We start from the raw sequence: 25,413 nt of genomic DNA, 5'->3' as shown, positions 1-25,413 counted from the left end.
TTCAGACAGTTGAAAGCGGCGCATTGAGCGCCGCTTTTTTGTGCGTGCAACCAAACCTGTGGGAGCAGGCTCGCCCCCACAGGTTTCATCCAGTGCTTTTACTCATTGGGCAGATCCGCCAGCGGATGCCGGCCCTCCCAGGCCTTGTAAAAGTGCGCTTGCACCGCCGCCTCAGGTACGGAATTGATGTCCGGCCAGTGCCAGCGTGGCTTGTGATCCTTGTCGATCAGCCGGGCCCGCACGCCTTCGCTGAATTCGGGATGTCGACAGCAGTTGAGGCTCATCGTGTATTCCATGCGGAACACGCCGGCCAGCGAAAGATGCCGGGCCCGTTCGATCTGTTCCCATACCAGATGAGCGGTCAAGGGCGATCCTTCAGTCATGGTCCTGGCTGCCCGGGCAATCAACGGGTCTTGATGTTCGACCAGCAGACTGAGGGCTTTCCAGGCGCAACGTATATCGCTGACATCCAGCCATTCGTCGATTTGCTGCCGGCGCGGTAGCCATTGGGCTTCAGGCCGTTGATCGAGCGCCTCTTGCTGCAACGCCTTGAGCAGGCTGTTGAGCTGCATGTCGGTCTTTTCCTGCCAGTTGAGCTGAAGCAGCCCTTCGATCAGATCGTCCTGTTGGTTGTCCAGCAGGAAACGGTCGGCCAGGCCCAGGTCGATGGCGTCTCGAGCATTCATATGAGCGCCGGTCAGGCCAAGAAACAGGCCCAACTTGCCCGGCAGGCGGGACAGGAACCAGCTGGCGCCGACGTCCGGATACAAGCCGATGCTGATTTCCGGCATCGCCAGGCGGCTGCTGGGCGTGACGATTCGCGTGCTTGCACCTTGCAGCAAGCCCATGCCGCCGCCGAGTACATAGCCGTGACCCCAGCACATCAATGGCTTGGGGTAGGTATGAAGATTGAAGTCCAGACGGTATTCCGCGGCGAAAAACTGTGCCGCCAACGTTGGCACTTCGCCGGGATGGGCACGGCAGGCTTCCACCAGGCTGCGGACTTCACCGCCGGCGCAGAACGCTTTGGTGCCTTTGCCACGCAACAACACACAGACGACTTGTGGCTCTCGGGCCCACGCATCGAGGCGATCACGCAGCGCGTTGATCATGGGAAGGGACAGGGCGTTCAAGGATTTTTCGGCATCCAGGGTGGCGATGCCGATACGGGCACCGTCGATGCCGATGAGTTCTTCGAAGTGCAGATTCATCGTGACCTCGATCAGAAAATTGAATAGTCAGTATGACTGCTACTCAGGAAAATGTCGGGTCGGACACCAAAGCCCTGTCGGATCAATTGACAAGCCTCGTGAGCTTTCCTAGGGTGCGCCCATTGTTTTTACAGGGTGCAATCATGGCTGCTGACGACCGTATCAAACTCGAGCCGAGCTGGAAGCAGGCACTGCGCGCCGAGTTCGACCAACCCTACATGGCTCAGTTGCGCGAATTCCTGCGCCAGGAATACGCGGCCGGCAAGCAGATTTATCCACCGGCGTCCCTGATTTTCAATGCGCTCAATTCGACACCCCTGGACAAGGTCAAGGTCGTGATCCTGGGCCAGGATCCGTATCATGGCCCAGGCCAGGCACATGGTCTGTGCTTTTCGGTACAACCAGGCGTGCCGGCGCCGCCGTCGCTGGTGAACATTTTCAAGGAGCTCAAACGCGACCTGAACATCGACATCCCCAACCACGGTTACCTGCAAAGCTGGGCCGACCAGGGCGTATTGCTGCTCAACACCACCATGACCGTGGAGCGCGCCAACGCCAATTCCCATGCGGGCAAGGGCTGGCAACATTTTACCGACAGGGTCATCGAGGTGGTCAGCGAACATCAGCCGAATCTGGTGTTCCTGTTATGGGGAGCCCATGCTCAGAGCAAACAGAAACTGATCGATACAACCAAGCATCTGGTATTGACTTCGGTTCACCCGTCGCCGTTGTCGGCTTATCGTGGTTTCCTGGGTTGCGGGCATTTCAGCCGTGCCAACAAGTTTCTCGAACAGCACGGCGAGGCGCCGATCGATTGGCGATTGCCGCCGGTTTAGCGGATGTTTTTGAGGGCCCCATCGCGAGCAGGCTCGCTCCCACACCGATCTGCGTATGCTGCAAATCCATTGTGGGAGCGAGCCTGCTCGCGATGAAAAACAATGTGGTCTAAAGGTCAGAACCCGGCCTGCGGATCCAATACCTGAACAACGGCTCCGCCAGGAACAGCACGAACAACAGCCGCATCACCTGCAGTGCCGTCACCAGTGGCACCGACAATTGCAGCGTCTCTGCCGTCAGGCTCATCTCCGCGATGCCACCGGGCATCATGCCCAGTGTCAACGAGCGCAGATCCAGATGGGTCAACGTGCTCAGGCCCAGGGCCGCCAGGGTGGCGATCAGCATCGTCAACACCGTGCCGATCAAGGTTCGCCCCATGAACGAGGGCGCCCGACGAAAGAATTGGCGGTTGAAGTGGCAGCCCAGGCCACTGCCGATCAGCCATTGGCCGATCTGGCTGCCGCCATTGGGCAGGCTGATGTGCAGGTCCCAGGCGATACTTGCCACCGCGCTCACCAGCAAAGGCCCGAACAACCACGGGTTGGGTTGACGCAGGCGCTCCCAGATCCAGGCGAGCAGGGCGCCGGCGGGAAACAACGCGGCCAGCCACAGCCAGTCCACGGTGGTGGCGTGTTGCAGCGGGGCGCCTTCGCCCAACAGGTACTTGAACGCCGCCGGCACGCACAGCACCACCACCAGTACACGCAGGCTCTGGCCCGCGGCGACGCGGCTCAGGTCTGCGCCATTGCGCGCGCCGAGATTGACCATTTCACCGGAACCGCCCGGCATGCTGGAGAAAAAAGCGGTGGCGCGATCCTCGCCGGTGCGGCGCATCAGCCAGACACTCACCACGCTGGACACGCTGGTGATCAGCGCGCCGAAGAAAATCAGCCCGAAATGACTCAGGACCTGTTCCATCACCACGGGCGTGAAGTGCAGACCAATACCGATGCCTACCACCCATTGGCCGCATTTGCGGCCGCCGGGGATTTCCGCCAATTGCCATGGGGTCAGGCAACGCACCAGGATGATCGCCAGCAACGAGCCGACCATCCACGGCAAAGGCCAGCCGATCAGGCTGGCCAGGTAACCGCCGGCCAGGCCGACCAGCGGTGTTCCCCACCATTGTCTGAAAGTCGCTTCAGACATTGGCCAGGGCGCGACGTTGTGCGGCGCGACGGCGCCAGATCCGTAGCAGTGGCATGAACAGCATGATAGCCGTCAGTACCCAGCAGCCGAAGGCGATCGGGCTCGACCAGAGGATTTCCAGCCCGCCGTTGGAGATCGACAACGCACGACGCAGGTTCTGTTCCATCAGGCCGCCGAGGATGAAGCCCAGCAGCACTGGCGACAGTGGGAAGTCCAGCTTGCGCAGGATGTAGCCGCAGATGCCGATGCCAATCATCAGGAACAGGTCGAACGTGGTGGCGTGCACCGCGTAGACGCCGATGCCGGTGATGATTGCGATTACTGGTACCAGGGCCCAGTTCGGCACGGCCAGGATGCGAGTGAAGACACGAATCATCGGGATGTTGAGGATCACCAGCATAATGTTGGCGATGAACAGCGACGCGATCAGGCCCCAGACAATGTCCGGCTGCTGCTGGAACAACAGTGGACCCGGGGTGATGTTGTACAGCGACAACGCGCCGATCATCACTGCCGTGGTACCCGAACCAGGCACGCCAAGGGTCAGCATCGGCACCAGTGCACCGCAGGCGGCACCGCCGATGGCCGTTTCCGGGGCGGCGAGACCGCGCTTGTCTCCTTGGCCGAACGTACCACTGGCGCCAGCGATGCGTTTTTCAGTCATGTAGGCCACGGCGCTGGCCAGGGTTGCACCGGCTCCTGGCAGCACGCCCATGATGAAGCCGAGCACGCCGCAACGCAGGTTCACGATGAAGACCGATGCCGCCTCCTTGAAGTTGAACATCATCCGCCCGGTGGCTTTCACCGCTTCCTGGCCGTGATGAGTCTTTTCCAGCATCAACAGGATTTCACTGATGGAGAACAGGCCCAGGACCAGTACGACGAACTGAATGCCGTCGGCCAGATGAACGTTGTCACCGGTGAAACGGTACACACCACTGTTGGCATCGATCCCGACTGCCGACAGGAACAGGCCGATCAACGCTGCAATGAACGTCTTGAGCGGTCGGTCGCCCGCCATGCCTCCGAGGCAGACAATGGCGAAGACCATCAGGACAAAATATTCCGCCGGTCCGAAGGCAATCGCCCACTTGGCCAGCAAGGGCGCAAAGAGCACCATGCCGCAGGTGGCGATGAAGGCGCCGATGAACGAACTCCATGCCGACAGGGACAATGCCACCCCGGCCAGGCCCTGGCGTGCCATCGGATAGCCGTCGAGGGTAGTCATCACGGTGGACGCTTCACCGGGAATATTGAGCAGGATCGAGCTGATGCGCCCGCCGTATTCGCAGCCCAGATACACCGCGGCCAGCAGGATCAGTGCCGATTCAGGCGGCAGGCCCAGGGCGAAGGCGATGGGGATCAGCAGCGCCACGCCATTGATCGGGCCCAGGCCCGGCAACAGGCCGACCACGGTGCCGATCAGGGTGCCGGTCAGTGCGGTGACGAGGTTGTAGGGCGTCATGGCAACGCCGAAACCCTGGCCAAGATAATTCAGGGTATCCATATCAGTTCTCCAGGACGTCGAGCAGGCCCAGGGGCAGGGGAACGTCCATCAACTTGTCGAACAATAGATAAAGACCAATGGCCATCAGGCTGATGATCACCACGCTCGGGATCCAGCGACCGCCATACAGGCGGGCCATTGGTACGCCGGTCAGGACACTGGCGAGGATGAAGCCCAGGGGCTCGAAGGTGCCGGCGAATATCAGCAGCAGCGCCACGCAGATGCCGATCTTCTTCAGGGTTTCACGGTCCAGCTGCCGGTCTTCATCGCTGTGCACGATGGGGGCCGGACGGAACACCATGTACAGCAATGCCGCGCCCATCAGCCCCAGCATCAGCAGGGGAAAGGCGCGCGGGCCGACAGGCTCGTAGGAAAACGCTGCCTGATACGGCCAGGCCATCAGCGCGAGGCCGATGCAGACCAGCAGTAGCACCGCAGCAAAAATTCGTTGGATGGTGAGCATGACTAACTCCTGGGCGGCGCCGGTGATGCCGGCGCCGCCACGTGAACAGAGACGGTTACTGGATCAGGCCGAACTCTTTGGCCAGTACCTTGTAATCAGCCACTTGCTTCTTCACGTAGGTGTCCAGCTCCGGACCGGTCATGGCAAACGGGAACAGTTCGCGCTGGTCGCGCAGCTTGGCGAAGTCTTCGGAGGCCAACAGTTTGTCGAAGGACTCTTTCCACCAGGCGTAGTCTTCGTCACTGACCTTTGGCCCCAGGTAGAAACCGCGTACTACCGGCCAGACGATGTCGTAGCCTTGCTCGCGGGCGGTGGGGATGTCTTTCATCTCCGGCTCGTCGATGCGCTTCTCGGCGAACACCGCCAGCAGACGCATGTCGCCGCTCTGGATGTGCGGCATGGAGTCGGAGATGTCCGTACTGCCGACCTGAATGTGACCGCCCAGCAGGGCGGTAGCGATTTCACCGCCGCCTTCGAGGGCCACGTAGCGCAGGTCGCGAGGGTTGATGCCGGCGGCCTTGGCGATCAGGGCGGTTTGCATCCAGTCCTGGCTGCCTACGGTGCCACCGGAACCGATCACTACTGAACCGGGGTCTTTTTTCAGGGCCTGGACCAAGTCATCGAGGGTCTTGTAGGGCGAATCGCTCTTCACTGCGATGGCGCCATAGCTCGTACCGACGGCGGCCAGCCAGCGCACCGCGCTTTCATCGAAACGGCCGAACTTGCCTTGGGCCAGGTTCAACAGCGAACCACTGGACCAGGCCACCAGCGTGCCGGCATCGGCGGGGCGCTGGGCGACCACTGCGTTGTAGGCCACCGCGCCAACACCGCCCGGCATGTAGGTGACGCGCATCGGCTTGGTCAGCAGCTTCTCGTTGACCAGGGCGCTTTGCGCCAGCTTGCACGTCAGGTCGAAGCCACCGCCAGGGGAGGCCGGGGCGATGCATTCAGGGCGCTTGGGCTCTTTGGATGGATCAGCGGCAAGCAATTGTCCGGCGAACACCAGGCAACCGGCGGCCATGGCAATTTTACGCAGTGATGGGCTCATTATTGTCTCCAGAGGAGTTGTTGTTGTGTGTGTAGCAAATCGGGCGCATGGGGCCGCTCAGCCTCGCAATGCGTGGCGGCTCGACGTCATGAATGTGGTATGTGCAAGGTGCGCTTGCCGGCAAGATCGGCAGGAGCGGGAAGGCATCTGGGCCTGGAGCTGCATGGAGAGCATGGTGAATACTCCGCTTTATTGTTCTTATGGGGGCGAAAACGCTTCGGGGCGTTTTTCGTTCGCGTCGTGTGGCGCGACAGACAGTCGGAAACCGTCCTTGCAAGACTTTATCGGCCCAACCTTTCGCTAACCTTTCAAAAGCTTTCAAGGTGTTTTTTGGCTTCACAGCGCCGGATGCGGCTGTAAACTCCGCGCCAGTGAATGGCGCCGGCCGTCCCTGAATCGAGGAAAAACCCATGCGTGTTCTGCTCGTCGAAGACCATCTGCAGCTCGCCGAAAGCGTTGCCCAGGCGCTCAAGAGCACCGGTCTGACCGTGGATGTGCTGCACGACGGAGTCGCTGCCGATCTGGCGTTGAGCAGCGAGGAATACGCCGTGGCGATCCTGGACGTGGGACTGCCACGCATGGATGGCTTTGAAGTGCTGGCGCGTTTGCGGGCCCGGGGCAAGACATTGCCGGTCCTGATGCTGACCGCCCGCAGTGACGTGAAGGATCGGGTTCATGGCCTGAATCTCGGTGCCGACGATTATCTGGCCAAGCCTTTCGAGCTCAGCGAACTCGAAGCTCGGGTGAAGGCCTTGCTGCGCCGCAGCGTGCTGGGTGGTGAACGCCAGCAGCGTTGCGGAGCGTTGATCTACGACCTCGACACCCGCCGCTTCACCCTCGACGACGAACTGCTGACACTGACCTCCCGCGAGCAAGCCGTGCTGGAGGCGCTGATCGCCCGGCCAGGGCGGGTGATGAGCAAAGAGCAACTGGCGGCCCAGGTGTTCGGCCTCGATGAAGAAGCCAGCCCCGACGCCATCGAAATCTATGTTCACCGCCTGCGCAAGAAGCTCGACGGGCATGCCGTGGCGATCGTGACTTTCAGGGGGCTGGGCTACCTGCTGGAAAACCGCGATGCATAGGCCCGACAGCCTGCGCTGGCGGCTGCTGCGCAATCTGGCACTGCTACTGGTGGTGCTGATGCTTGCCAGCGGCCTGAGTGCCTACTGGAATGGCCGCGAAGCCGCCGATACCGCTTATGACCGGACCCTGCTGGCCTCGGCCAGGACGATCGCCGCCGGCCTGTCCCAGCGCGATGGCAGTCTCAGTGCGGATGTGCCTTACGTGGCCCTGGACACCTTCGCCTACGACAGCGCCGGGCGGATTTACTATCAGGTCAATGACATCCATCAGAAGCTGATTTCCGGTTACGAAAATCTTCCCGGCCCGCCGCCCGGTACGCCCCGCACCGACGATTACCCCGCGCTGGCACGCTTCTATAACGCCCGCTACCAGGGCCAGAGCGTGCGCGTGGTGAGCTTGCTCAAAGCGGTGAGCGAGCCGAACATGAACGGCATGGCGGAAGTCCGCGTAGCGGAAACCGAGGAGGCGCGCGTCAGGATGGCCCGCAGCCTGATGGCCGATACATTGTTGCGTCTGGGCATGCTGGCCGTGGGGGCATTGCTGTTGGTGTGGTTTGCGGTCAGCGCCGCGTTGCGCCCGCTGGAGCGATTGCGAACGGCAGTGGAAGAGCGCCAGCCGGACGACTTGCGACCTTTGCCGCTGGTGGAGGTGCAGCACGAATTATGGCCGCTGGTGCGTGCGCTCAACCATTTCACCGAGCGGCTGCGTGGGCAATTCGAGCGTCAGGCGCAGTTCATCGCCGATGCCGCTCACGAACTACGCACGCCCCTGGCGGCGCTCAAGGCGCGGCTTGAGTTGGGTTTGCGCGCCAGCGAGCCGGCGACCTGGAGGCAAACCCTGGAAACCGCTGCCCAGGGTACCGACCGATTGACCCACCTGGCCAACCAGTTGTTATCTCTGGCGCGGGTGGAGAACGGTGCGCGGGCCATCGCCGAAGGCGGTGCGCAGTTGCTGGACCTCAGTCAGTTGGCCCGAGAGCTGGGCATGGCCATGGCGCCGCTGGCTCATGCCCGGGGCGTGGCCTTGGCGCTGGAAGCCGATGAACCGGTTTGGCTGCGAGGTGAGCCGACCTTGTTGAACGAGCTGTTGAGCAACCTGGTGGACAACGCCCTGGCCCATACGCCGTCGGGGGGCAACGTGATCCTGCGGGTTACCGCGCCGGCAGTGCTGGAGGTCGAGGACGACGGGCCGGGCATTCCTTTACATGAGCGTGATCGCGTCTTCGAGCGCTTTTATCGACGCAACCAGCAAGTCGCCGGTTCCGGCCTGGGATTGGCGATCGTGGGTGAAATCTGCCGTGCCCATCTGGCGCAAATCAGCCTCCATGACGGGCAGGAGCGCGGATTGAAAGTGCGGGTCAGTTTTATTCCCGGTTCAGACTGACAGTCGCTATCACGGGCAAGCCTTGCTGCCGCAGATATCGATACCTGTGGGAGCGGGGCTTACCCGCGATGCTTTTCAGTAAAACATCGACCGCGCTTCTTCAATGTCGGCGCAGCGGTTCTTGTTGTCCGGGTCGATGCCGAGTTTCTTGAAGGCCGGGACCCTGAACACGTCAATCCTGCCGAGAGGATGATCGGTGTCCTTGTAGCAGTACAGGGCGGCGACCTGTACCAGGTCGACATAATCAAGATGCCTCGACTCCCGTGTGAAATCCAGGTAAAGGCCTGGTAGTTTCACCAGCCTTTCCGGAAACTCCCAGACGCTGAGCAGTTTGTCTCCCAGGATCGGGTGGATCGTGTCGATGACATGGCTGAGGCTGACCGGGTCCGACAGCAATTCATTGTGGTCTTCGGCATATGTCAGGATCGGCAGCACGCCGATCTGGTGCACCAGGCCGCCCAATGCAGCCTGATCGGGCTTGAGTTGTGTATAGCCACGGCACAGCGCGTAACTGATGCCGGCGATCTCCAGGCTTTTGCGCCAGACTTCGCGCATTTTCTGTTCCACCACCTCGGAGCGGGCATGGAAGATCTGCTCCATGACCAGGCCAATGGCCAGATTACTGCTGTAATTGACGCCCAGCCGGGTGATGGCGGTGTGCAGGTCAGTGACTTCCTGGGTGGCGCGCAGCAGCGGGCTGTTGACCACTTTTATCAAGCGCGCCGAAAGCGCCGTGTCACGGCCGATCACCTTGCTCAGGTCGCTGACGCTGATCTCCGGGTCTTCCGCGGCCCGGCGAATTTGCAGGGCCACTTCCGGTAATGTCGGCAGAACCAGGTCATCGTTATCGATGGCCTCCACCAAATCCCGCAGGACCTTATCCGCCAAATCGCTCATTTAGGTTCTCTAGGGTGTTGCGACAAATGCTGCGATCAGCGCTGGATCTCGCGGTCGCGGTCCAGTTCGTAAGGCAGGTCCAGCAACTGCAGCGCAGGGCCTTCCAACGCGCCAAGGTGTACATCGCCTTCTTCTGCTGCTTCGGCCTGTAACACCGCCAGCAGTTCAATGTTTCGCTCGGCTCGTGCGGCCATGACCACCTCGCCGATGGAGCTGCCATGCAGCGGAGAGAATAATGGAGTGCCGGGTTCCGGCAATTCGCTGGCGTCCAGTTGCAGTCGATACAGGCGTCGCTTGAGTTTGCCCAGGTACTGCATCCGGGCAACGATTTCCTGTCCGGTGTAGCAACCTTTCTTGAAGCTTACGCCGCCGACGGCTTGCAGGTTGAGCATCTGGGGGATAAACAGTTCGCGAGTGGCAGGCATGACCTGGCCAATGCCCGCGCGGATCTGGCCCAACAGCCAAGGGTTCAGGTCGGCCTCGGCCAGTTCCCCGCGCAGCCGGGCTTTGAGTGTATCGGCTTGTTCGGCGCAAACCCACAGCTCGGCGCGACCGGGGGAGACGCGAATGGCGATCAGGGATTCATGCCGGGCCACGCTGTCGACATCGGCCGGTAGGTCAAGGCCCAATCCGGCGAGCGCCGTGTCGGCATTCTCCAGACCGAAGCGAACCCAGGCAGCGCTTTCGTCGGTGAGCCTGGCTTTGGAAAACACTGCGTACTTCTTCAGGTCCGTCAACTGCGGCTCGAGCAGTTCGGCGGCCATCGCCATCAGGGCGCCGTCGCCTTGAAGTACGATGCGGAAGCTCGATTGCATCCGGCCTTTCTGGGTGCAGCGGGCGCCGAGGCTGGCCCGCTCGTCGCTCAGGTAATTGAGATTGCAGGTCAACTGGCCCTGCAGGAATTTACTGGCGTCCACGCCGCGAACCGCGAGAACGCCTTCGTGGGACAGGGTGCAGAAAAAAGCGGAATCAGCCATGAGTCATCGCAGGATAAAAAAGTCTGACGGACATCATAAGGGGGCGCCCTTGAAATGGGTAGTTCACAAAGGATTGGTGGTGCCCGACCAAAGCGGTCTGTTCCGCCGCGACCGTGCCTGTATACTTGCGCTCTATTTGAGGAGCGCTCCATGGTCGAAGATGTAGAACTGAATCGCCTCTACTGGCACAGCCGTCGCGGCATGCTCGAGCTTGACGTATTGCTGGTGCCATTCGTGAAAGAGGTTTATCCCCATCTTAATGAAGCGGACCGTGCGTGCTATGTCCGCCTGCTCGCGTGCGAGGATCAGGACATGTTCGGCTGGTTCATGGAGCGCAGCGAGTCCGAAGACCCGGAGCTGCAGCGCATGGTCCGGATGATCCTGGACCGTGTCCAGCCAAAATAACCGCTTCGAATGCCGCTGGCAGGCCTCCAGGCAGCTGCTGGTGGCCTATCTTCTGGCCCAGGTGTTTGCCCTGGGCTCGTTGCTGCTGATATCGGTCCCGGGCGGATTCGCAGTGCTTGGCGTTGCGCTGTGCCTGGCTCATGGCGCCTGGACGATACCGCGCCATCTCTTGCTGAACCATCGCCAGGCCTTTCGTGGGTTGCGTCGTGATCCTGATGGTTGGTGGCTCTGGAACAGGGACAACGGCTGGCAGGCAGTGCAACTGTGTCCCGACAGTCTGGCGTTGCCACTTATCGTCGTGCTGCGTTTTCGCCTGAACGGTGAACGGCGGATCCGCTCGATCTGCGTGCCCCGCGACGCGCAGGCGCCTGATGTGCATCGGCGCCTGCGAGTGCGGCTCAGGTTCAGTCGGCGTAGGTGGGCGGCACCAGGATAGTGTCCAGTGCCTCCGGCAGCAGGTTCGGGTAGTCGAGCGTGTAATGCAGCCCCCGGCTTTCCTTGCGTTCCATGGCTGAGCGGATCATCAGTTCAGCCACCTGGGCAAGGTTGCGCAGCTCGATGAGGTCGCGGCTGACCTTATAGTTGCTGTAGAACTCATCGATTTCATCCAGCAGCAGGCGCACCCGGTGCTGGGCCCGTTGCAAGCGCTTGTTGGTGCGCACGATGCCGACGTAGTCCCACATGAAACGCCGCAGTTCGTCCCAGTTGTGAGCGATGATCACGTCTTCGTCCGAGTCGGTGACCTGGCTGGCATCCCATGAGGGCAGGGCCGCGGGCATGCCAACCTGCGGCAACTGCTCGAGGATGTCCGCTGCAGCCGAGCGGGCGTAGACAAAGCACTCCAGCAGCGAGTTGCTGGCCATGCGGTTGGCACCGTGCAGGCCGGTGAAGCTGGTTTCGCCAATGGCGTAGAGGCCTGTCACGTCGGTACGGCCGTGCTGGTCGACCATCACGCCGCCGCAGGTGTAGTGCGCAGCCGGTACCACTGGAATCGGTTGTCGGGTGATGTCGATGGAAAATTCCAGGCAGCGTTCGTACACCGTTGGAAAGTGGCTCTTGATGAACGCCTCGGGCTTGTGGCTGATGTCCAGGTAGACGCAGTCGACGCCCAGGCGCTTCATTTCATGGTCGATGGCCCGGGCGACAATGTCCCGTGGGGCCAGTTCGGCGCGCGGATCGAAGCGTTGCATGAACCGTTCGCCATTGGGCAGCTTCAGGTGGGCGCCTTCGCCACGCAAGGCCTCGGTGATCAGGAAGCTTTTAGCCAGTGGATGATAGAGGCAGGTGGGATGGAACTGATTGAATTCCAGGTTCGCCACCCGGCAACCCGAGCGCCACGCCATGGCGATGCCATCGCCGCAGGCGCCATCGGGGTTGCTGGTATAAAGATAGACTTTTGCGGCACCACCGGAAGCCAGGATCACGAAGCGGGCACCGTAGGTGTCGACTTCCCCGGTGCTACGGTTGAGCACGTAGGCGCCCAGGCAACGATCGCCGTCCAGGCCCAGGCGCTTTTCGGTGATCAGGTCGATCGCGACCCGCTGTTCCAGCAGTTCGATATTAGGCCGCTGCTGTGCCTGGGCCAGCAGGGTCTTGAATATCGCCGCGCCGGTCGCGTCGGCGGCATGGATGATGCGCCGATGGCTGTGACCGCCTTCACGGGTCAGGTGGAATTCGAAGCCACCGTCTTCGGTACCGGATGGTTCTCCACGGGTGAACGGTACGCCCTGGTCGATCAGCCATTGGATGGCTTCCCGGCTGTGTTCGACTGTGAAACGTACCGCTTCAGGATTGCACAGGCCGCCGCCGGCGTTGAGGGTGTCGTCGACATGTGATTCGATGGTGTCGGTGTCATCCAGCACGGCGGCGACGCCGCCCTGGGCCCAGAATGTCGAACCGTTGGCCAGATCGCCTTTGCTCAGCACGGCGATGCGCAAATGCTGTGGCAATGTCAGGGCAAGGCTCAATCCGGCGGCACCGCTGCCGATTACCAGAACATCGTGTTGATACTGTTGGCTCATTCGAAAGGTTTCCGCTCAAAGCGACCCGGGTCGGGGTTGGCGCAAGACATCCGCTTCAACGGGTCAGGCTGCCACACAGCCCACTAGTATATAGAGGGGGGGATCGGCACAATAGCCGTGCATTCATGGCAATATGAAACCAATGTGACAAAAAGCGAGGCATGCTTCGTCGACGTCACAATGTCCGTCCAGGGGCGACAAGCCGGCCTTTCGAAAGAAAGGTGTCTGACGCGCAGGTTGCCTGGTGTTCGGTTTGAATGGCTACAAATAGCGGGAACTTTTGCCAAGCGACCAGGTTCAATAGACGGTTGTCTGCAGAAGGGAGCAGCGTCGGGCTGGTGCAAGATTTCGATTCGAGTCTCTGCCGGCAGCCCCGGCGACAGATTATTCGCGCAGCCGGGGGAATCTCTGGCTGCGTTTTTCGTGCGTGCCGAGATCAGAGCGCGCCGGAAACTTGCTTTGAAGGGGGAGAACTTTTGCGAAAAGCCCGAGTCTATGTTTGCAAGCCCGGTCAATTAGTCATGCAAGCCTCCTTCGAGCTTATCGAGGAGTGTTCATGCTAACCCAGGAAGAGGATCAGCAGCTGGTCGAACGCGTTCAGCGCGGCGACAAGCGAGCTTTCGATCTGCTAGTGCTGAAATACCAGCACAAAATTCTCGGGTTGATCGTGCGGTTCGTGCACGACACCCATGAAGCCCAGGATGTCGCACAGGAAGCCTTTATCAAGGCATACCGCGCACTTGGTAATTTCCGCGGCGATAGCGCGTTTTATACGTGGCTTTACCGCATCGCCATTAACACGGCGAAAAACTATCTGGTTTCACGCGGCCGCCGGCCGCCGGATAGTGATGTGAGTTCCGAGGATGCGGAGTTCTATGATGGCGATCACGGCCTCAAGGACCTCGAATCACCGGAGCGAGCGTTGCTGCGGGATGAGATCGAAGGCACTGTCCATCGAACCATCCAGCAACTGCCCGAAGATTTGCGTACGGCGTTAACTTTACGTGAATTCGACGGTCTGAGTTACGAGGACATTGCAAGCGTCATGCAGTGTCCGGTGGGTACCGTGCGCTCCCGGATTTTCCGCGCTCGGGAGGCCATCGATAAAGCCCTGCAGCCTTTGTTGCAGGAAAACTGAGACAGCGGCGACAGCCAAGAGAGGAACGCCATGAGTCGTGAAGCCCTGCAGGAATCGCTGTCCGCAGTGATGGATAACGAAGCGGACGAACTGGAATTGCGTCGGGTATTGAATGCCTTCGACGATGTTGAAACCCGTGAGACCTGGGCTCGTTACCAGATCGCCCGGGCTGTTATGCACAAGGACCTGCTGCTTCCGCGTCTGGATATCGCTGCGGCCGTTTCTGCTGCATTGGCTGATGAAGCCGTACCGGCGAAAGCTTCCCGCGGTCCATGGCGCAGCCTGGGTCGTCTGGCCGTTGCCGCTTCGGTTACCGTCGCCGTTCTGGCGGGTGTTCGTCTGTACAACCAGGATGAAATCGCGGGTGTACAAATGGCGCAACAATCCAACCAGCCAGGCCTCGCCGCGCCACAGGTCAAGGGACCAGCGGTACTGGCAGGCTACAGTGAAGGTTCGGAAACCGCTGGCCCGATGGTCAATGGTGTGCTGCAAGGCCAGCCAGGCTGGCATGACCAGCGTCTGCCCAGCTACCTGCGCCAGCATGCCCAGCAGGCTGCCCTGAAAGGAACCGAAAGCGCGCTGCCGTACGCTCGCGCAGCCAGCCTGGAAAATCGTTAAGGAAAGGACTCTTGCGCGCCATACCTCTATTCACGCTTCTGCTGGGTGGCTGGTGCGCTGTTCCAGCCTACGCCGATGAAGCTCAGGACTGGTTGAATCGTTTGGGCCAGGCCGAGCAACAGCAAAGTTTCCAGGGTACTTTCGTTTACGAGCGCAACGGCAGCTTCTCCACTCATAACATTTGGCATCGCGCCCAGGACGGTAAAGTCCGCGAGCGTTTGCTGCAGCAGGACGGTTCTGCACAGGAGGTCCTGCGTGTTGATGGGCGCACACAATGCGTCAGCGGTGCACTGGCACCGGGGTTGGGGAATGCTGAAGGCACTGCACGTGCGCTCGATCCGCAAAAACTCAAGAATTGGTACGACCTTGCCGTAATCGGCAGGTCGCGTGTGGCCGGGCGCCCGGCTGTCATCATCTCCCTGACGCCCAGGGACCAGCATCGATACGCTTTTGAACTGCACCTGGACAAAGAGACAGGCTTGCCGCTCAAGTCCCTTTTGCTCAATGACAAGGGACAGTTGCTCGAACGGTTCCAGTACACGCGGCTGAACACGGTCGAGCCGTCGGAAAGCGAACTGCAGGCCAGCGCGGAATGCAAGGCGGTGGCGCAGGGTGCTGGCAAGTCCGCTACGGCGAAAGCTGCCTGGCATTCGGACTGGCTTCCACCTGGCTTCGAATTGATCGGCAGTACCGTGCGCAAGGACCCGGACACCAATGTCCAAGTCACCAGCCTGATGTACGATGATGGGCTGGCTCGTTTCTCGGTGTTCCTGGAGCCCTTGAACGGTGCGACCGTCACCGATACCCGTACCCAGCTAGGGCCAACGGCCGCCGTTTCCCGTCGCCTCACAACGCCCCAGGGTGAAATGATGGTCACGGTTGTCGGTGAGATCCCCATCGGTACCGCTGAACGGATCGCTCTGTCCATGCGTTCTGACGCCACGGCGACTCAATAACGTGCTGCTTCGGTGGTTCGATCATGCGAGAGGCCAGTCAGGCCGGGGTTGATCGAAATGCCGAAACTTCATGTCAGCATTTTAATTTGCAAATTTTTTGTTTTTTTTCTATTAGGTCAGAGCCGCTCGGCTCTGGCCTTGCCTGTTTTTCCGGAACCAAAATACCGGCGTCTTTTTCCAACCGGTATCTCTGGTCCATATCGCTTAACCCTGCTCGTCGTAACGGGAGCCGTATGTCGATACCACGCTTGAAAACCTATCTGTCCATTTTCGCCACCGTGCTGGTGCTCGGTCAGGGCGTTCCGGCCATGGCGGCCGAGTTGCCCGACTTTACCCACCTGGTCGAGAACGCCTCTCCCGCAGTGGTGAACATCAGTACAACCCAGAAGCTGCCGGATCGCCGTGTATCGGACCAGCAGATGCCGGATCTGGAAGGTTTGCCGCCCATGCTGCGCGAGTTTTTCGAGCGCGGGATGCCACAGCCGCGTTCGCCTGGCGGTGGCCGTCAGCGTGAGGCGCAGTCCCTGGGCTCAGGTTTCATCATCTCTCCCGACGGCTACATCCTGACCAATAACCATGTGATCGCCGACGCCGACGAAATCCTGGTGCGCCTGGCCGATCGCAGCGAGTTGAAGGCCAAGCTGGTCGGTACCGATCCACGTTCCGACGTGGCGCTGCTGAAAATCGAAGGCAAGGACCTGCCGGTACTCAAGCTCGGCAAGTCCCAGGACCTGAAGGCTGGCCAGTGGGTAGTGGCCATCGGTTCGCCGTTCGGCTTCGACCACACCGTGACCCAGGGCATCGTCAGTGCGATCGGTCGCAGCCTGCCGAACGAGAACTATGTCCCGTTCATCCAGACCGACGTACCGATCAACCCGGGCAACTCCGGTGGTCCGCTGTTTAACCTCGACGGTGAGGTGGTGGGTATCAACTCCCAGATCTACACCCGTTCGGGCGGATTCATGGGCGTGTCCTTCGCGATTCCGATCGATGTCGCCATGGACGTGTCCAACCAGCTCAAAAACGAAGGCAAAGTGAGTCGTGGCTGGTTGGGTGTTGTCATCCAGGAAGTGAATAAAGACCTGGCCGAGTCCTTCGGGCTGGAGAAACCGGCCGGTGCGCTGGTGGCGCAGATTCAGGAAGGTGGCCCGGCTGCCAAGGGCGGCCTGCAAGTCGGTGACGTGATCCTGAAGCTCAACGACCAGCCGATCATCATGTCCGCGGACCTGCCTCATCTGGTGGGCGCTTTGAAGGCCGGTGCCAAAGCCAACCTGGAAGTGATTCGCGAGGGCAAGCGCAAAAACGTTGAGTTGACCGTCGGTGCCATCCCAGAGGAAGGCGCGGAGTTGGACCCACAGATCAAGTCCGGCGTCGAGCGCAGCAGCAACCGCCTGGGTGTGGCTGTGGTCGAGCTGACGCCAGAGCAGAAGAAAGCCTTGGAGCTGCAGGGCGGCGTAGTCATCAAGGAAGTGCAGGACGGTCCGGCCGCCCTGATTGGTCTGCAGCCAGGCGACATCATCACGCACCTGAACAACCAGGCCATCAGCTCTGCCAAGGAGTTCACCGATATCGCCAAGGCGTTGCCGAAGAATCGCTCGGTGTCGATGCGAGTCCTGCGTCAGGGGCGTGCGAGCTTCATCACCTTCAAGCTGGCCGAATGACCGGTTAGTGGTTCAACGAAAAACCGCCTCGAAAGAGGCGGTTTTTTTGTGCGTGCAAATGGGGAGCGGCGGCCTATGCAGGCTCTGTGGGAGCGGGTGTGCCTGGGCTCGAAACTCCGGCCTTCCTCAGCCCATCATGTCCTTGACCATGCGTTCCTGCTCCATGAGCTCTCGTTGCCGGGCATCGATGCGTGACGACAGGGGGAAGTTGGTGCCGGCACGCCGCTTGGCGAAGTCCAGTTGCTGGATGGCCTGACGGTAATCGCCCACCAGGGCAAAGTATTCGGCACGGGCCTGGTGCAAACCGATAATGTTGCCCGACAGTCCGCGGGTCTCGGCCACCATGTACCAGACGTCCGGATCGTAAGGGCGCGTCTTGAGCAACGTTTCCAGGGCTTTCTCCGCATCGACAGGGCGGTTCTGCTTGAGCAGCAGGTCGACGCGCACTTGATTGAGCGGATAGTTGGCGGGGTACAGGCTCAGCATCCGCTCCACACGGGACTGGGCCTCCGGCAGTCGGTTGCTGGTGATGTCCAGATCTACCTGGGCCAGGTTGTAGATGATCTCGTTAGGTGCTTTGGCCAGCAGCGGCTTGAGGTTCTCTCGCGCTTCGTTCAACTGACCGCCCTTGATCTGCGCAATCGCCAGGCCATAACGGGCCACGTCGTTCTTCGGGTTTTCATCCAGTTGCGCGCGGAAGCGCTTGGCGCCCAGGCCAGGGGTTTCCTCGTAGATCAACTGGACCCGTGTCCGGATCAACTGATAGCGCATGCTGTCTTCGATGCCGCCCGGCCTGGCCTGTTCGGCACGGTTGCGGGTGTCGGCGATCCGGGACTCGGTCACCGGGTGAGTCAGCAGGAATTCCGGTGGTCTGGCGTCGAAGCGGTACTGGCGCATCAGGCGCTCGAACATGGTCGGCATCGAACGTGGATCATAGCCGGCCTTTTCCAGGTTCAGGATGCCGATGCGGTCGGCTTCCTGCTCGTTCTGGCGCGAGAAGCGCCGTTGTTCCTGAATGGCAGCTGCCTGGGTCCCGGCAATGGCTGCGATCCCGGCATCTCCGCCGCCGGCCGCGGCGATCACGATGCCGGTCAGAAGCGCTGCCATCATCGGCACCTGCATGCGTTGCTGGGCTTCGACGCCGCGGGCAAAGTGGCGTTGCGACAAGTGCGCCAGTTCGTGAGCCATGACAGAGGCGTATTCGCCTTCGGTCTGGGCGTTGAGGAACAGGCCGCCATTGACCCCGACGATTCCGCCGGGGGCGGCGAAAGCGTTGAGCTGGGGACTGTTGATCAGGATGAATTCCAGGCGCCGGTCATTCACCTGGCTGGTCTCCACCAGCTTGTAGACGCTGGATTCAACGTAATCCTTGAGCTGTGGGTCATTGAGTTGAGAAACCTGGCTGCGCAGCAAGGCCAGCCACGCACGACCCAGTTGGTGTTCCTGTTCTGGCGAAACGATGGCAGAACTGGCATCGCCAAGTGACGGCAGGTCGTCGGCGAAGCCCGGTGAGGCAAGCAGGCAAGCGAGCGTCAGCAGGGTGGGGCGCAGAAAGGTCATGCACGGGGCCTTTGTCGACAAAGATCCTACTGTAGCCGGACACCGGGCTCGGGACCAGATATTCTAGGTCGCCCAGAGACCTGTCCGGAGTGAACCGATGACCGATGCTGTTGACCATGACGCCGAACTGGACGCCAGCGGCCTGAACTGTCCGTTGCCGTTGCTCAAGGCCAAGCTGGAGCTCAATCGCCTCTCCAGCGGCGCTGTGCTCAAGGTCATCGCCACGGATGCAGGCTCGCAACGCGATTTCCGCACCTTTGCCCGGCTCGCCGGTCATACGCTGCTGCATGAAGAGGACGATAACGGCGTCTACCGTTACTGGCTGAAGAAAGCCTGAAAAAAGACCGTGCTCGTTAAGGATTTTTAATGTTCAAAGTGTTACGTGATTGGTTCCAGCGCTACTTCTCCGATGAAGAGGCTGTGGTGCTGGCCGTCCTGCTGTTCCTGGCTTTTACGGCCATCCTGACCCTGGGCGGCATGCTGGCGCCGGTGCTGGCGGGGATGGTGCTGGCCTACCTGATGCAAGGTCTGGTCACCACGCTGGAGCGCCTGCGGTTGCCCGGAACCGCAGCGGTCGGGTTGGTATTTGCCTTGTTCATGGGCCTGCTGGTGGTGTTTATGGTGGTCATCGTGCCACTACTCTGGCACCAGTTGGTGACCTTGTTCAATGAATTGCCCGGGATGCTTGCCAAATGGCAGTCCCTTCTATTGCTGCTCCCCGAGCGCTATCCGCACCTCGTATCCGATGAGCAGGTGCTGCAGACCATCGAGGTGGTACGCGGGCAGATTGGCAAGTTCGGCCAATGGGCGCTGACGTTCTCGCTGTCCAGCTTGCCGTTGCTGGTGAACATCATGATCTACCTGGTGCTGGTGCCGATCCTGGTGTTTTTCTTTCTGAAGGATCGGGAGATGATCGGCCGTTGGGTGCGTGGCTACTTGCCTCGCGAACGGGCGTTGATTACCCGTGTGGCCCAGGAAATGAATCGCCAGATCGCCAATTACATTCGCGGGAAGGTCATCGAGATTTTCATCTGCGGTGGCGTGACCTATATCGGCTTTGTCGCCCTGGGGCTCAATTACGCGGCGTTGCTGGCTTTGCTGGTGGGCATTTCGGTGGTGGTGCCGTATGTCGGGACCGTGGTGGTGACCGTGCCGGTGGCATTGATTGCGCTGTTCCAGTGGGGCTGGAGCGACCAGTTCATCTATCTGATGGCGGTCTATGGGATTATCCAGACGCTGGACGGCAACGTCCTGGTGCCGTTGCTGTTCTCCGAGGCGGTGAACCTGCATCCGGTGGCGATTATCTGCGCGGTGCTGTTGTTCGGCGGGTTGTGGGGATTCTGGGGCGTGTTCTTCGCGATTCCCCTGGCGACGCTGATCAAAGCAGTGCTGGATGCATGGCCGAGCAAGGAGCCGGTGGTGGCGCCGCTGTTGTAACTGGGGTGAGGCTGATGGCCTCATCGCGAGCAGGCTCGCTCCCACAGGGATCTATGCACCAACACAGATCCGATGTGGGAGCGAGCCTGCTCGCGATAGGGCCTGGCAGACAATAAAGAACCTCAGGCCTTATTGAGTGCCTGAGCCGCCGCCAGCACCGCCTCCACATGCCCGGGCACTTTCACGCCACGCCATTCCTGGCGCAGCACGCCGTCCTTGTCGATCAGGAACGTGCTGCGGTCTACGCCCAGGTATTCCTTGCCATACAGCTTTTTCAACTTGATCACATCGAACAGCTGGCAGACGGCTTCGTCCTTGTCGCTGATCAGCTCGAACGGGAATTGTTGCTTGCACTTGAAGTTCTCGTGGGACTTGAGGCTATCCCGGGAGACCCCGAACACTTCGGTGTTGGCGGCCTTGAACTGTGCGTATTGATCACGAAAACCCTGGCCTTCGGTGGTGCAGCCCGGGGTGCTGTCCTTGGGATAGAAGTAGATCACCACCTGCTTGCCTTTCAGGGCAGAAAGGCTGACGGTCTGCCCGCTGGTGGCGGGCGCCTGGAAATCGGTAACCGGCTGGTCGACGGCAACGGCCATGAATGCTTCCTTACATGGGGTTCTGTGGGCGCCACGGTTCGATCAGGGCGTCCAGGTTCATCGCATCGGCGAAGTCCAGGAACTGATCGCGCAGCCAACTGATCTGGGTGCCGGCCGGCAGTGTCACGGTGAACGTGGCGTTGAGCATGGTGCCGCCGGTCTGCGGGGCCTGATAAGTGTCGCAGGTCAGGTTTTCCAGCTCAACGTGATGGTCCATGAAGAACTGGCACAGCTCGTTGATGATGTCCGGGCGGTAGGCCGAACTTACGTAAGCCACGTAGGGCAGGGCCTGTGGACGGTTTTCCAGCGCGGCGCTGCGCACCACGTTGACAGTGAAGGCATATTTCTTGGCCAGCACTGGCAGGCTGCCTTCCAGGCGGGCCAGGGCGTCCCAACTGCCGGAGACTTCAAGCACGAGCGCACTGCATTCGCCATGACGGGTCAGGCGTGAAGTCACGACGGCGCAGCGGTTTTCATGGCTGGCGCGGCACAGGACGTTAGTCAGCTCCATGGGGTTGGCGCCAAGGGCACTGATAACAAGGAATTGTTCGCGGACTGTGGGGGTGGACATGCAGCATTCCTAAAGCGATGAGCGGTCGGTACCTTTAGTCTCTCGGCACGGTGCCCGACCTACGGAAACCGAACGACTCAAGCCCTGTGCCTGGGGTTGCGCTGTATTCCATAATGACGGAAATGCACCAGGGCAAACGCAGGCATGGGGCTTGTGGCGACGAAAACGGAGGCTGGGAACCGGCATATGAGCTGACCGGTACCGATCAAAGTCTGAAGGGTAGCGAAAACCATCGCCCAGGGGAATGGGAGTTCGCTTGTACAAGCATCTTGGCGCCAGTACCATTACGGCTCTCTTTTTCCGGCAGGAGCGGTTTCATGATTGCGGGCAGTATGGTGGCGTTGGTCACACCCATGGATGCACAAGGGCGTCTTGATTGGGGCAGCCTCAGCAAACTCGTGGACTTCCACCTTGAAAACGGTACCCATGCCATCGTCGCCGTCGGCACCACCGGCGAATCGGCGACCCTCGACGTCAACGAACATATCGAAGTCATCCGGGCCGTGGTCAATCAGGTCGCCGGACGCATTCCGGTGATCGCCGGCACCGGCGCCAATTCGACCCGCGAAGCCGTCGAGCTGACCCGCAACGCCAAGGAAGCCGGCGCCGACGCCTGCCTGCTGGTGGTCCCGTACTACAACAAGCCGACCCAGGAAGGTTTGTACCAGCACTTCAAGCACATTGCCGAAGCGGTCGACATCCCGCAAATCCTCTATAACGTTCCCGGCCGCACCTCCTGCGACATGCAGGCCGAGACCGTGATTCGTCTTTCCACCGTTCCGAACATCATCGGCATCAAGGAAGCCACCGGCGACCTCAAGCGCGCCAAGGCCATCCTCGATGGTGCGGACAAGGATTTCATCCTGCTGTCCGGCGATGACCCAACGGCGGTCGAGCTGATCCTGCTGGGTGGCAAGGGCAACATCTCCGTCACCGCCAACGTCGCTCCCCGGGAAATGGCCGATATGTGCGAGGCAGCGCTCAAGGGCGATGCGGCGACAGCACGGGCCATCAACGAAAAACTGATGCCGTTGCACCGGGACCTGTTCATCGAAGCCAACCCGATTCCGGTGAAATGGGCGCTCGTGGAAATGGGCCTGATGCACGAAGGTATTCGCCTGCCGCTCACCTGGCTCAGCAATGCTTGTCAAGAACCGCTGCGGCAGGCCATGCGCCAGTCCGGCGTCCAGGTTTAATTGAGGAAGTACACCGCATGAAGCGAATTGCCGGACTTTCCGCACTTGCCTTGATTATCTCCAGCACCAGTGGCTGTGGATGGATCTGGGGCCCGGAAGGTTATTTCCGCGATCGGGGTAGCGATTACCTGAACGCGCAACAGACCGCACCGATGCAACTGCCGCCGGATGTCCACGTCGCCAAGCGCCTGGATCCGCTGCTGCCGATTCCACGTAACGTGGCGGATGACAGCGTCAAGGGCGAGTACGTCGTCCCTCGTCCGCAACCGCTGTCGGCCATGGCCGATGCCAGCGATTACACCTTGCAGAAAAGCGGCGATACGCGCTGGGTCATGGCTCAGCATCCGCCGGCCGAAGTCTGGCCCGTGGCGATCCAGTTCTTCCAGGACAACGGTTTCCGCATCGACGAGCAGCGCCCGCAAACCGGCGAGTTCACCACCACCTGGCAACACGCCGATGAATTGTCTGCCGCCATGGGCAAGCGCCTGAGCGCAGCCGGTGTCGCCAGCGACAGCGAATCCCGCGTACGGGTGCGTATCGAGCCGGGCGTGCAGCGCAACACCAGTGAAATCTACGTCGTCAGCGCCGAGCGTCCTGCCGGCAGCACCGCCGATGTGGCCTTCACCAACCGTTCGGTCAATACCGGCCTCGACGCTGCGCTGGTGGACGACATGCTCGCCAGCATGAGTCGCTCCGCCGAACAGGGCGGTTCGGTCTCGATGCTGGCTTCCCGGGATTTCGACACGCCGAGCCGTGTCAGCCTGAGCGAAGACGGCAGCGGTAACCCGGTCCTCAACGTCGGCTCCGATCTGGATCGTGCATGGTCCAGCGTAGGTCGTGCGCTGGAGCAGGGCGAATGGCGAGTTGAAGACATCAACCGCAGCCTGGGCCTGTATTACATCAACCTCGCCGAAAAAGCCGAGAAGAAAGACGAGAAGCCTGGCTTCTTCAGTGGTCTGTTCGGCAGCAAGCCGGACAAGGAAGAAATCGAAGCCCGTGCCGAACGTTATCAGGTTCGCCTGAGCAAAGTGGGCGAGAACGTCCAGGTAACGGTCGAGAAGAACATCAACACCGTGGCGCCGGCCGATGTGGCCCGCAAGGTGTTGAGCGTCATTCAGGATAACCTGGGCTGATCCGATGCGTTTTGCCGTTCTCGGCAGCGGTAGCCAAGGGAACGGCACGCTGGTCGCCAGCGCCGGCACGTATGTGTTGGTCGATTGTGGTTTCTCCTTGCGGGAAACCGAGAAGCGCCTGCTGCGCCTGGGTGTGCATCCAGCGCAATTGAGCGCGATACTCGTGACTCACGAACATGCCGACCACGTGCATGGCGTGGGGTTGCTGTCTCGGCGCTACAATCTGCCGGTCTACCTCAGCCGTGGCACGTTGGACGGCCTGCGCAAGCCCCTGGAACCCGCCGGTTTCGTGGCGGGTGGCGAGCAACTGCGCATAGGTGCCCTGGATATCAGCGTGGTGAGCGTGGCCCATGACGCCCGCGAACCGACACAGTATGTTTTCAGTGACGGTGAGCGGCGCTTCGGCCTGTTGACCGACCTGGGCTCGTATTGCGGCAGGGTCATGGACAGTTACCGGGACCTCGATGCGTTGATGATCGAGTCCAACCACTGTCGCGACATGCTCGCGAGTGGGTACTACCCGTACTTCCTCAAGCAGCGGGTAGGCGGGGAGCGCGGACATTTGAATAACCACCAGGCGGCGTACCTGGTGGCCGAGTTGGGCTGGCAGGGCCTGCAACACCTGGTCCTGGCCCATCTGAGCAGCAAGAACAACCTGCCGCAGCTGGCCCGGCAATGTTTTGTCGACACCCTCGGGTGCGACCCGGACTGGCTGCAACTGGCCGATCAAGATTCAGGGCTCGACTGGCGACACATCGCCTAGCCCACTACTTAGCAAGCGGAGCCCATCATGGAAAAACGTGAAGAACTCTACCGCGGCAAAGCCAAGTCGGTTTACAAGACCGATGACGCCGACCGCTTGATCCTGCTGTTTCGCAACGATACTTCGGCGTTCGACGGCAAGCGCATCGAACAGCTCGACCGCAAGGGGATGGTGAACAACAAGTTCAACGCCTTCATCATGCAGAAGCTCGAAGCGGCCGGTGTGCCGACCCAATTCGACAAGCTGCTGGGCGACAACGAATGCCTGGTCAAGAAGCTGGACATGATCCCGGTCGAGTGCGTCGTGCGTAACTACGCCGCCGGCAGTCTGGTCAAGCGCCTGGGTGTGGAAGAGGGCATGAAGCTCAACCCTTACACCTTCGAACTGTTCCTGAAGGACGACGCCAAGGGGGACCCGTTCATCAACGAATCCCACGTCGTGGCGTTCGGTTGGGGCACTGCCGAGCAACTGGCGCGCATGAAGGAGTTGTCCCTCAAGGTCAACGACGTACTGACCAAACTGTTTGACGACGCCGGCCTGCTGCTGGTGGACTTCAAGCTCGAGTTCGGTGTGTTCAGCGACGGCTCCATCGTCCTGGGTGACGAATTCAGCCCGGACGGCTGCCGTCTCTGGGACAAGGACACCAAGAAGAAGATGGACAAGGACCGCTTCCGACAAGGCCTCGGCGATGTGATCGAAGCCTACGAAGAAGTCGCCCAGCGCCTGGGTGTACCGCTGTAATCGACGCAAGCATCTGATAGCACGGAAAAAAATTCGCTCGGGGGTTCGCTTCCGGCGAATGT

26 protein-coding genes are annotated in these 25,413 nt (G+C 60.7%); 15 read left to right on the top strand and 11 right to left on the bottom strand.

All coding sequences use genetic code 11. The annotated features are described in order from the left end of the window. Nucleotides 1-98 precede the first annotated feature (98 nt). Nucleotides 99-1,211 (bottom strand): enoyl-CoA hydratase/isomerase family protein, encoded by a 1,113-nt coding sequence (locus tag LCU97_RS03320; protein ID WP_053155940.1) that lies wholly within the window; start codon nt 1,209-1,211, stop codon nt 99-101. 143 nt (nt 1,212-1,354) lie between these two features. Here LCU97_RS03320 and ung point away from each other — a divergent pair, with 143 nt between their 5' ends. Then, nucleotides 1,355-2,047, top strand: a complete 693-nt coding sequence (gene ung / locus LCU97_RS03315; protein WP_269802792.1) for a uracil-DNA glycosylase — start codon at nt 1,355-1,357, stop codon at nt 2,045-2,047. A 109-nt stretch (nt 2,048-2,156) separates the two neighbouring features. Here the strand turns inward: ung and LCU97_RS03310 are convergent, their stop codons facing one another. Genes LCU97_RS03310 through LCU97_RS03295 form a run of 4 tightly spaced genes read right to left on the bottom strand, consistent with a single transcriptional unit; the run spans nt 2,157 to nt 6,215 of the window. Next, on the bottom strand, nt 2,157-3,197 hold the full coding sequence (locus LCU97_RS03310; protein ID WP_232775523.1) for an AbrB family transcriptional regulator: 1,041 nt from the start codon (nt 3,195-3,197) through the stop codon (nt 2,157-2,159). Beyond that, nucleotides 3,190-4,704, bottom strand: coding sequence for a tripartite tricarboxylate transporter permease (locus LCU97_RS03305; RefSeq protein WP_232775522.1), 1,515 nt, complete (start codon nt 4,702-4,704; stop codon nt 3,190-3,192). The genes LCU97_RS03310 and LCU97_RS03305 overlap by 8 nt, the downstream gene beginning before the upstream one ends. A 1-nt stretch (nt 4,705) precedes the next feature. Next, entirely contained in the window at nt 4,706-5,167 is a 462-nt protein-coding gene (locus tag LCU97_RS03300; protein ID WP_072398680.1) for a tripartite tricarboxylate transporter TctB family protein, read from the bottom strand. A 55-nt stretch (nt 5,168-5,222) separates the two neighbouring features. After that, on the bottom strand, nt 5,223-6,215 hold the full coding sequence (locus tag LCU97_RS03295) for a Bug family tripartite tricarboxylate transporter substrate binding protein (protein WP_053155928.1): 993 nt from the start codon (nt 6,213-6,215) through the stop codon (nt 5,223-5,225). 410 nt (nt 6,216-6,625) lie between these two features. On the opposite strand from LCU97_RS03295, the gene LCU97_RS03290 reads away from it, so the two are divergent. Beyond that, nucleotides 6,626-7,297 carry a response regulator gene (locus LCU97_RS03290; RefSeq protein WP_053155924.1) on the top strand — a complete coding sequence of 224 codons (672 nt, stop codon included), beginning with the start codon at nt 6,626-6,628 and terminating at the stop codon, nt 7,295-7,297. Further along, nucleotides 7,290-8,681 (top strand): sensor histidine kinase, encoded by a 1,392-nt coding sequence (locus tag LCU97_RS03285; RefSeq protein ID WP_053155921.1) that lies wholly within the window; start codon nt 7,290-7,292, stop codon nt 8,679-8,681. The genes LCU97_RS03290 and LCU97_RS03285 overlap by 8 nt, the downstream gene beginning before the upstream one ends. A 75-nt stretch (nt 8,682-8,756) precedes the next feature. Here LCU97_RS03285 and LCU97_RS03280 read toward each other — a convergent pair whose 3' ends face one another. Both LCU97_RS03280 and ygfZ read right to left on the bottom strand, forming a co-directional pair. Then, a complete protein-coding gene (locus LCU97_RS03280) occupies nt 8,757-9,578 on the bottom strand; it encodes an HDOD domain-containing protein (RefSeq protein ID WP_053155918.1) in 822 nt (273 codons plus the stop codon). Nucleotides 9,579-9,613: 35 nt separating this feature from the next. Next, a complete protein-coding gene (ygfZ, locus tag LCU97_RS03275; RefSeq protein WP_053155916.1) occupies nt 9,614-10,555 on the bottom strand; it encodes a CAF17-like 4Fe-4S cluster assembly/insertion protein YgfZ in 942 nt (313 codons plus the stop codon). 150 nt (nt 10,556-10,705) lie between these two features. On the opposite strand from ygfZ, the gene LCU97_RS03270 reads away from it, so the two are divergent. Continuing rightward, nucleotides 10,706-10,960, top strand: coding sequence for an FAD assembly factor SdhE (locus tag LCU97_RS03270; RefSeq protein WP_053155913.1), 255 nt, complete (start codon nt 10,706-10,708; stop codon nt 10,958-10,960). Then, nucleotides 10,944-11,396: a protein YgfX gene (locus LCU97_RS03265; protein WP_053155909.1), complete on the top strand. Its 453-nt coding sequence runs from the start codon at nt 10,944-10,946 to the stop codon at nt 11,394-11,396. The genes LCU97_RS03270 and LCU97_RS03265 overlap by 17 nt, the downstream gene beginning before the upstream one ends. Here LCU97_RS03265 and nadB read toward each other — a convergent pair. Beyond that, nucleotides 11,365-12,981: an L-aspartate oxidase gene (nadB, locus tag LCU97_RS03260; RefSeq protein WP_053155907.1), complete on the bottom strand. Its 1,617-nt coding sequence runs from the start codon at nt 12,979-12,981 to the stop codon at nt 11,365-11,367. The genes LCU97_RS03265 and nadB overlap by 32 nt on opposite strands. 556 nt (nt 12,982-13,537) lie before the next feature. Between nadB and rpoE the strand changes: the two genes are divergently transcribed. The 4 genes from rpoE to LCU97_RS03240 all read left to right on the top strand — a co-directional run bounded on the left by rpoE (nt 13,538) and on the right by LCU97_RS03240 (nt 17,354). Further along, nucleotides 13,538-14,119 (top strand): RNA polymerase sigma factor RpoE, encoded by a 582-nt coding sequence (gene rpoE / locus LCU97_RS03255; RefSeq protein WP_003172477.1) that lies wholly within the window; start codon nt 13,538-13,540, stop codon nt 14,117-14,119. Between the two features lie 30 nt (nt 14,120-14,149). Continuing rightward, complete coding sequence (locus LCU97_RS03250) at nt 14,150-14,737, top strand: sigma-E factor negative regulatory protein (RefSeq protein ID WP_053155905.1); 588 nt, start codon at nt 14,150-14,152, stop codon at nt 14,735-14,737. Nucleotides 14,738-14,748: 11 nt separating this feature from the next. Further along, entirely contained in the window at nt 14,749-15,693 is a 945-nt protein-coding gene (locus LCU97_RS03245; protein ID WP_232775521.1) for a MucB/RseB C-terminal domain-containing protein, read from the top strand. 233 nt (nt 15,694-15,926) lie between these two features. Further along, entirely contained in the window at nt 15,927-17,354 is a 1,428-nt protein-coding gene (locus tag LCU97_RS03240; protein ID WP_053155897.1) for a DegQ family serine endoprotease, read from the top strand. Between the two features lie 126 nt (nt 17,355-17,480). Here LCU97_RS03240 and LCU97_RS03235 read toward each other — a convergent pair whose 3' ends face one another. Then, nucleotides 17,481-18,914 (bottom strand): M48 family metalloprotease, encoded by a 1,434-nt coding sequence (locus LCU97_RS03235; protein ID WP_232775520.1) that lies wholly within the window; start codon nt 18,912-18,914, stop codon nt 17,481-17,483. 97 nt (nt 18,915-19,011) lie between these two features. On the opposite strand from LCU97_RS03235, the gene LCU97_RS03230 reads away from it, so the two are divergent. Both LCU97_RS03230 and LCU97_RS03225 read left to right on the top strand, forming a co-directional pair. After that, the gene (locus LCU97_RS03230) at nt 19,012-19,251 is read left to right on the top strand and encodes a sulfurtransferase TusA family protein (protein ID WP_053155891.1); all 240 of its coding nucleotides are present in this window, start codon (nt 19,012-19,014) and stop codon (nt 19,249-19,251) included. A gap of 29 nt (nt 19,252-19,280) precedes the next feature. Next, entirely contained in the window at nt 19,281-20,351 is a 1,071-nt protein-coding gene (locus tag LCU97_RS03225; RefSeq protein WP_232775519.1) for an AI-2E family transporter, read from the top strand. Between the two features lie 122 nt (nt 20,352-20,473). Here LCU97_RS03225 and LCU97_RS03220 read toward each other — a convergent pair whose 3' ends face one another. Continuing rightward, entirely contained in the window at nt 20,474-20,947 is a 474-nt protein-coding gene (locus LCU97_RS03220; protein WP_053155886.1) for a peroxiredoxin, read from the bottom strand. A 10-nt stretch (nt 20,948-20,957) separates the two neighbouring features. After that, on the bottom strand, nt 20,958-21,518 hold the full coding sequence (locus LCU97_RS03215) for a glycine cleavage system protein R (RefSeq protein WP_053155883.1): 561 nt from the start codon (nt 21,516-21,518) through the stop codon (nt 20,958-20,960). A gap of 317 nt (nt 21,519-21,835) precedes the next feature. Between LCU97_RS03215 and dapA the strand changes: the two genes are divergently transcribed. From dapA to purC, 4 genes are read left to right on the top strand one after another with little or no spacing between them, the layout of a single operon-like run. Beyond that, nucleotides 21,836-22,714 carry a 4-hydroxy-tetrahydrodipicolinate synthase gene (dapA, locus tag LCU97_RS03210; RefSeq protein ID WP_232775518.1) on the top strand — a complete coding sequence of 293 codons (879 nt, stop codon included), beginning with the start codon at nt 21,836-21,838 and terminating at the stop codon, nt 22,712-22,714. A gap of 17 nt (nt 22,715-22,731) precedes the next feature. Next, entirely contained in the window at nt 22,732-23,847 is a 1,116-nt protein-coding gene (gene bamC, locus LCU97_RS03205) for an outer membrane protein assembly factor BamC (RefSeq protein WP_232775517.1), read from the top strand. A 4-nt stretch (nt 23,848-23,851) separates the two neighbouring features. Next, entirely contained in the window at nt 23,852-24,610 is a 759-nt protein-coding gene (locus tag LCU97_RS03200) for an MBL fold metallo-hydrolase (RefSeq protein WP_232775516.1), read from the top strand. A 27-nt stretch (nt 24,611-24,637) separates the two neighbouring features. After that, nucleotides 24,638-25,351 carry a phosphoribosylaminoimidazolesuccinocarboxamide synthase gene (purC, locus tag LCU97_RS03195; protein ID WP_030141208.1) on the top strand — a complete coding sequence of 238 codons (714 nt, stop codon included), beginning with the start codon at nt 24,638-24,640 and terminating at the stop codon, nt 25,349-25,351. Nucleotides 25,352-25,413: the final 62 nt, after the last annotated feature.

Origin of the sequence: Pseudomonas uvaldensis (assembly GCF_021271205.1) — a bacterium.
In the GTDB taxonomy this organism is placed as follows: Bacteria; Pseudomonadota; Gammaproteobacteria; order Pseudomonadales; family Pseudomonadaceae; genus Aquipseudomonas; species Aquipseudomonas uvaldensis.
The sequence above is the reverse complement of the archived record's forward strand: the minus strand, read 5'-3'. Positions and strand labels throughout refer to the sequence as shown.

What these genes read in the sequence shown, in the direction of transcription:
- LCU97_RS03320 (WP_053155940.1), bottom strand. Translation starts at nt 1,211, where the DNA reads ATGAATCTGCACTTCGAAGAACTCATCGGCATCGACGGTGCCCGTATC.
- ung (WP_269802792.1), top strand. Translation starts at nt 1,355, where the DNA reads ATGGCTGCTGACGACCGTATCAAACTCGAGCCGAGCTGGAAGCAGGCA.
- LCU97_RS03310 (WP_232775523.1), bottom strand. Translation starts at nt 3,197, where the DNA reads ATGTCTGAAGCGACTTTCAGACAATGGTGGGGAACACCGCTGGTCGGC.
- LCU97_RS03305 (WP_232775522.1), bottom strand. Translation starts at nt 4,704, where the DNA reads ATGGATACCCTGAATTATCTTGGCCAGGGTTTCGGCGTTGCCATGACG.
- LCU97_RS03300 (WP_072398680.1), bottom strand. Translation starts at nt 5,167, where the DNA reads ATGCTCACCATCCAACGAATTTTTGCTGCGGTGCTACTGCTGGTCTGC.
- LCU97_RS03295 (WP_053155928.1), bottom strand. Translation starts at nt 6,215, where the DNA reads ATGAGCCCATCACTGCGTAAAATTGCCATGGCCGCCGGTTGCCTGGTG.
- LCU97_RS03290 (WP_053155924.1), top strand. Translation starts at nt 6,626, where the DNA reads ATGCGTGTTCTGCTCGTCGAAGACCATCTGCAGCTCGCCGAAAGCGTT.
- LCU97_RS03285 (WP_053155921.1), top strand. Translation starts at nt 7,290, where the DNA reads ATGCATAGGCCCGACAGCCTGCGCTGGCGGCTGCTGCGCAATCTGGCA.
- LCU97_RS03280 (WP_053155918.1), bottom strand. Translation starts at nt 9,578, where the DNA reads ATGAGCGATTTGGCGGATAAGGTCCTGCGGGATTTGGTGGAGGCCATC.
- ygfZ (WP_053155916.1), bottom strand. Translation starts at nt 10,555, where the DNA reads ATGGCTGATTCCGCTTTTTTCTGCACCCTGTCCCACGAAGGCGTTCTC.
- LCU97_RS03270 (WP_053155913.1), top strand. Translation starts at nt 10,706, where the DNA reads ATGGTCGAAGATGTAGAACTGAATCGCCTCTACTGGCACAGCCGTCGC.
- nadB (WP_053155907.1), bottom strand. Translation starts at nt 12,981, where the DNA reads ATGAGCCAACAGTATCAACACGATGTTCTGGTAATCGGCAGCGGTGCC.
- rpoE (WP_003172477.1), top strand. Translation starts at nt 13,538, where the DNA reads ATGCTAACCCAGGAAGAGGATCAGCAGCTGGTCGAACGCGTTCAGCGC.
- LCU97_RS03250 (WP_053155905.1), top strand. Translation starts at nt 14,150, where the DNA reads ATGAGTCGTGAAGCCCTGCAGGAATCGCTGTCCGCAGTGATGGATAAC.
- LCU97_RS03240 (WP_053155897.1), top strand. Translation starts at nt 15,927, where the DNA reads ATGTCGATACCACGCTTGAAAACCTATCTGTCCATTTTCGCCACCGTG.
- LCU97_RS03235 (WP_232775520.1), bottom strand. Translation starts at nt 18,914, where the DNA reads ATGACCTTTCTGCGCCCCACCCTGCTGACGCTCGCTTGCCTGCTTGCC.
- LCU97_RS03230 (WP_053155891.1), top strand. Translation starts at nt 19,012, where the DNA reads ATGACCGATGCTGTTGACCATGACGCCGAACTGGACGCCAGCGGCCTG.
- LCU97_RS03225 (WP_232775519.1), top strand. Translation starts at nt 19,281, where the DNA reads ATGTTCAAAGTGTTACGTGATTGGTTCCAGCGCTACTTCTCCGATGAA.
- LCU97_RS03220 (WP_053155886.1), bottom strand. Translation starts at nt 20,947, where the DNA reads ATGGCCGTTGCCGTCGACCAGCCGGTTACCGATTTCCAGGCGCCCGCC.
- LCU97_RS03215 (WP_053155883.1), bottom strand. Translation starts at nt 21,518, where the DNA reads ATGTCCACCCCCACAGTCCGCGAACAATTCCTTGTTATCAGTGCCCTT.
- dapA (WP_232775518.1), top strand. Translation starts at nt 21,836, where the DNA reads ATGATTGCGGGCAGTATGGTGGCGTTGGTCACACCCATGGATGCACAA.
- bamC (WP_232775517.1), top strand. Translation starts at nt 22,732, where the DNA reads ATGAAGCGAATTGCCGGACTTTCCGCACTTGCCTTGATTATCTCCAGC.
- LCU97_RS03200 (WP_232775516.1), top strand. Translation starts at nt 23,852, where the DNA reads ATGCGTTTTGCCGTTCTCGGCAGCGGTAGCCAAGGGAACGGCACGCTG.
- purC (WP_030141208.1), top strand. Translation starts at nt 24,638, where the DNA reads ATGGAAAAACGTGAAGAACTCTACCGCGGCAAAGCCAAGTCGGTTTAC.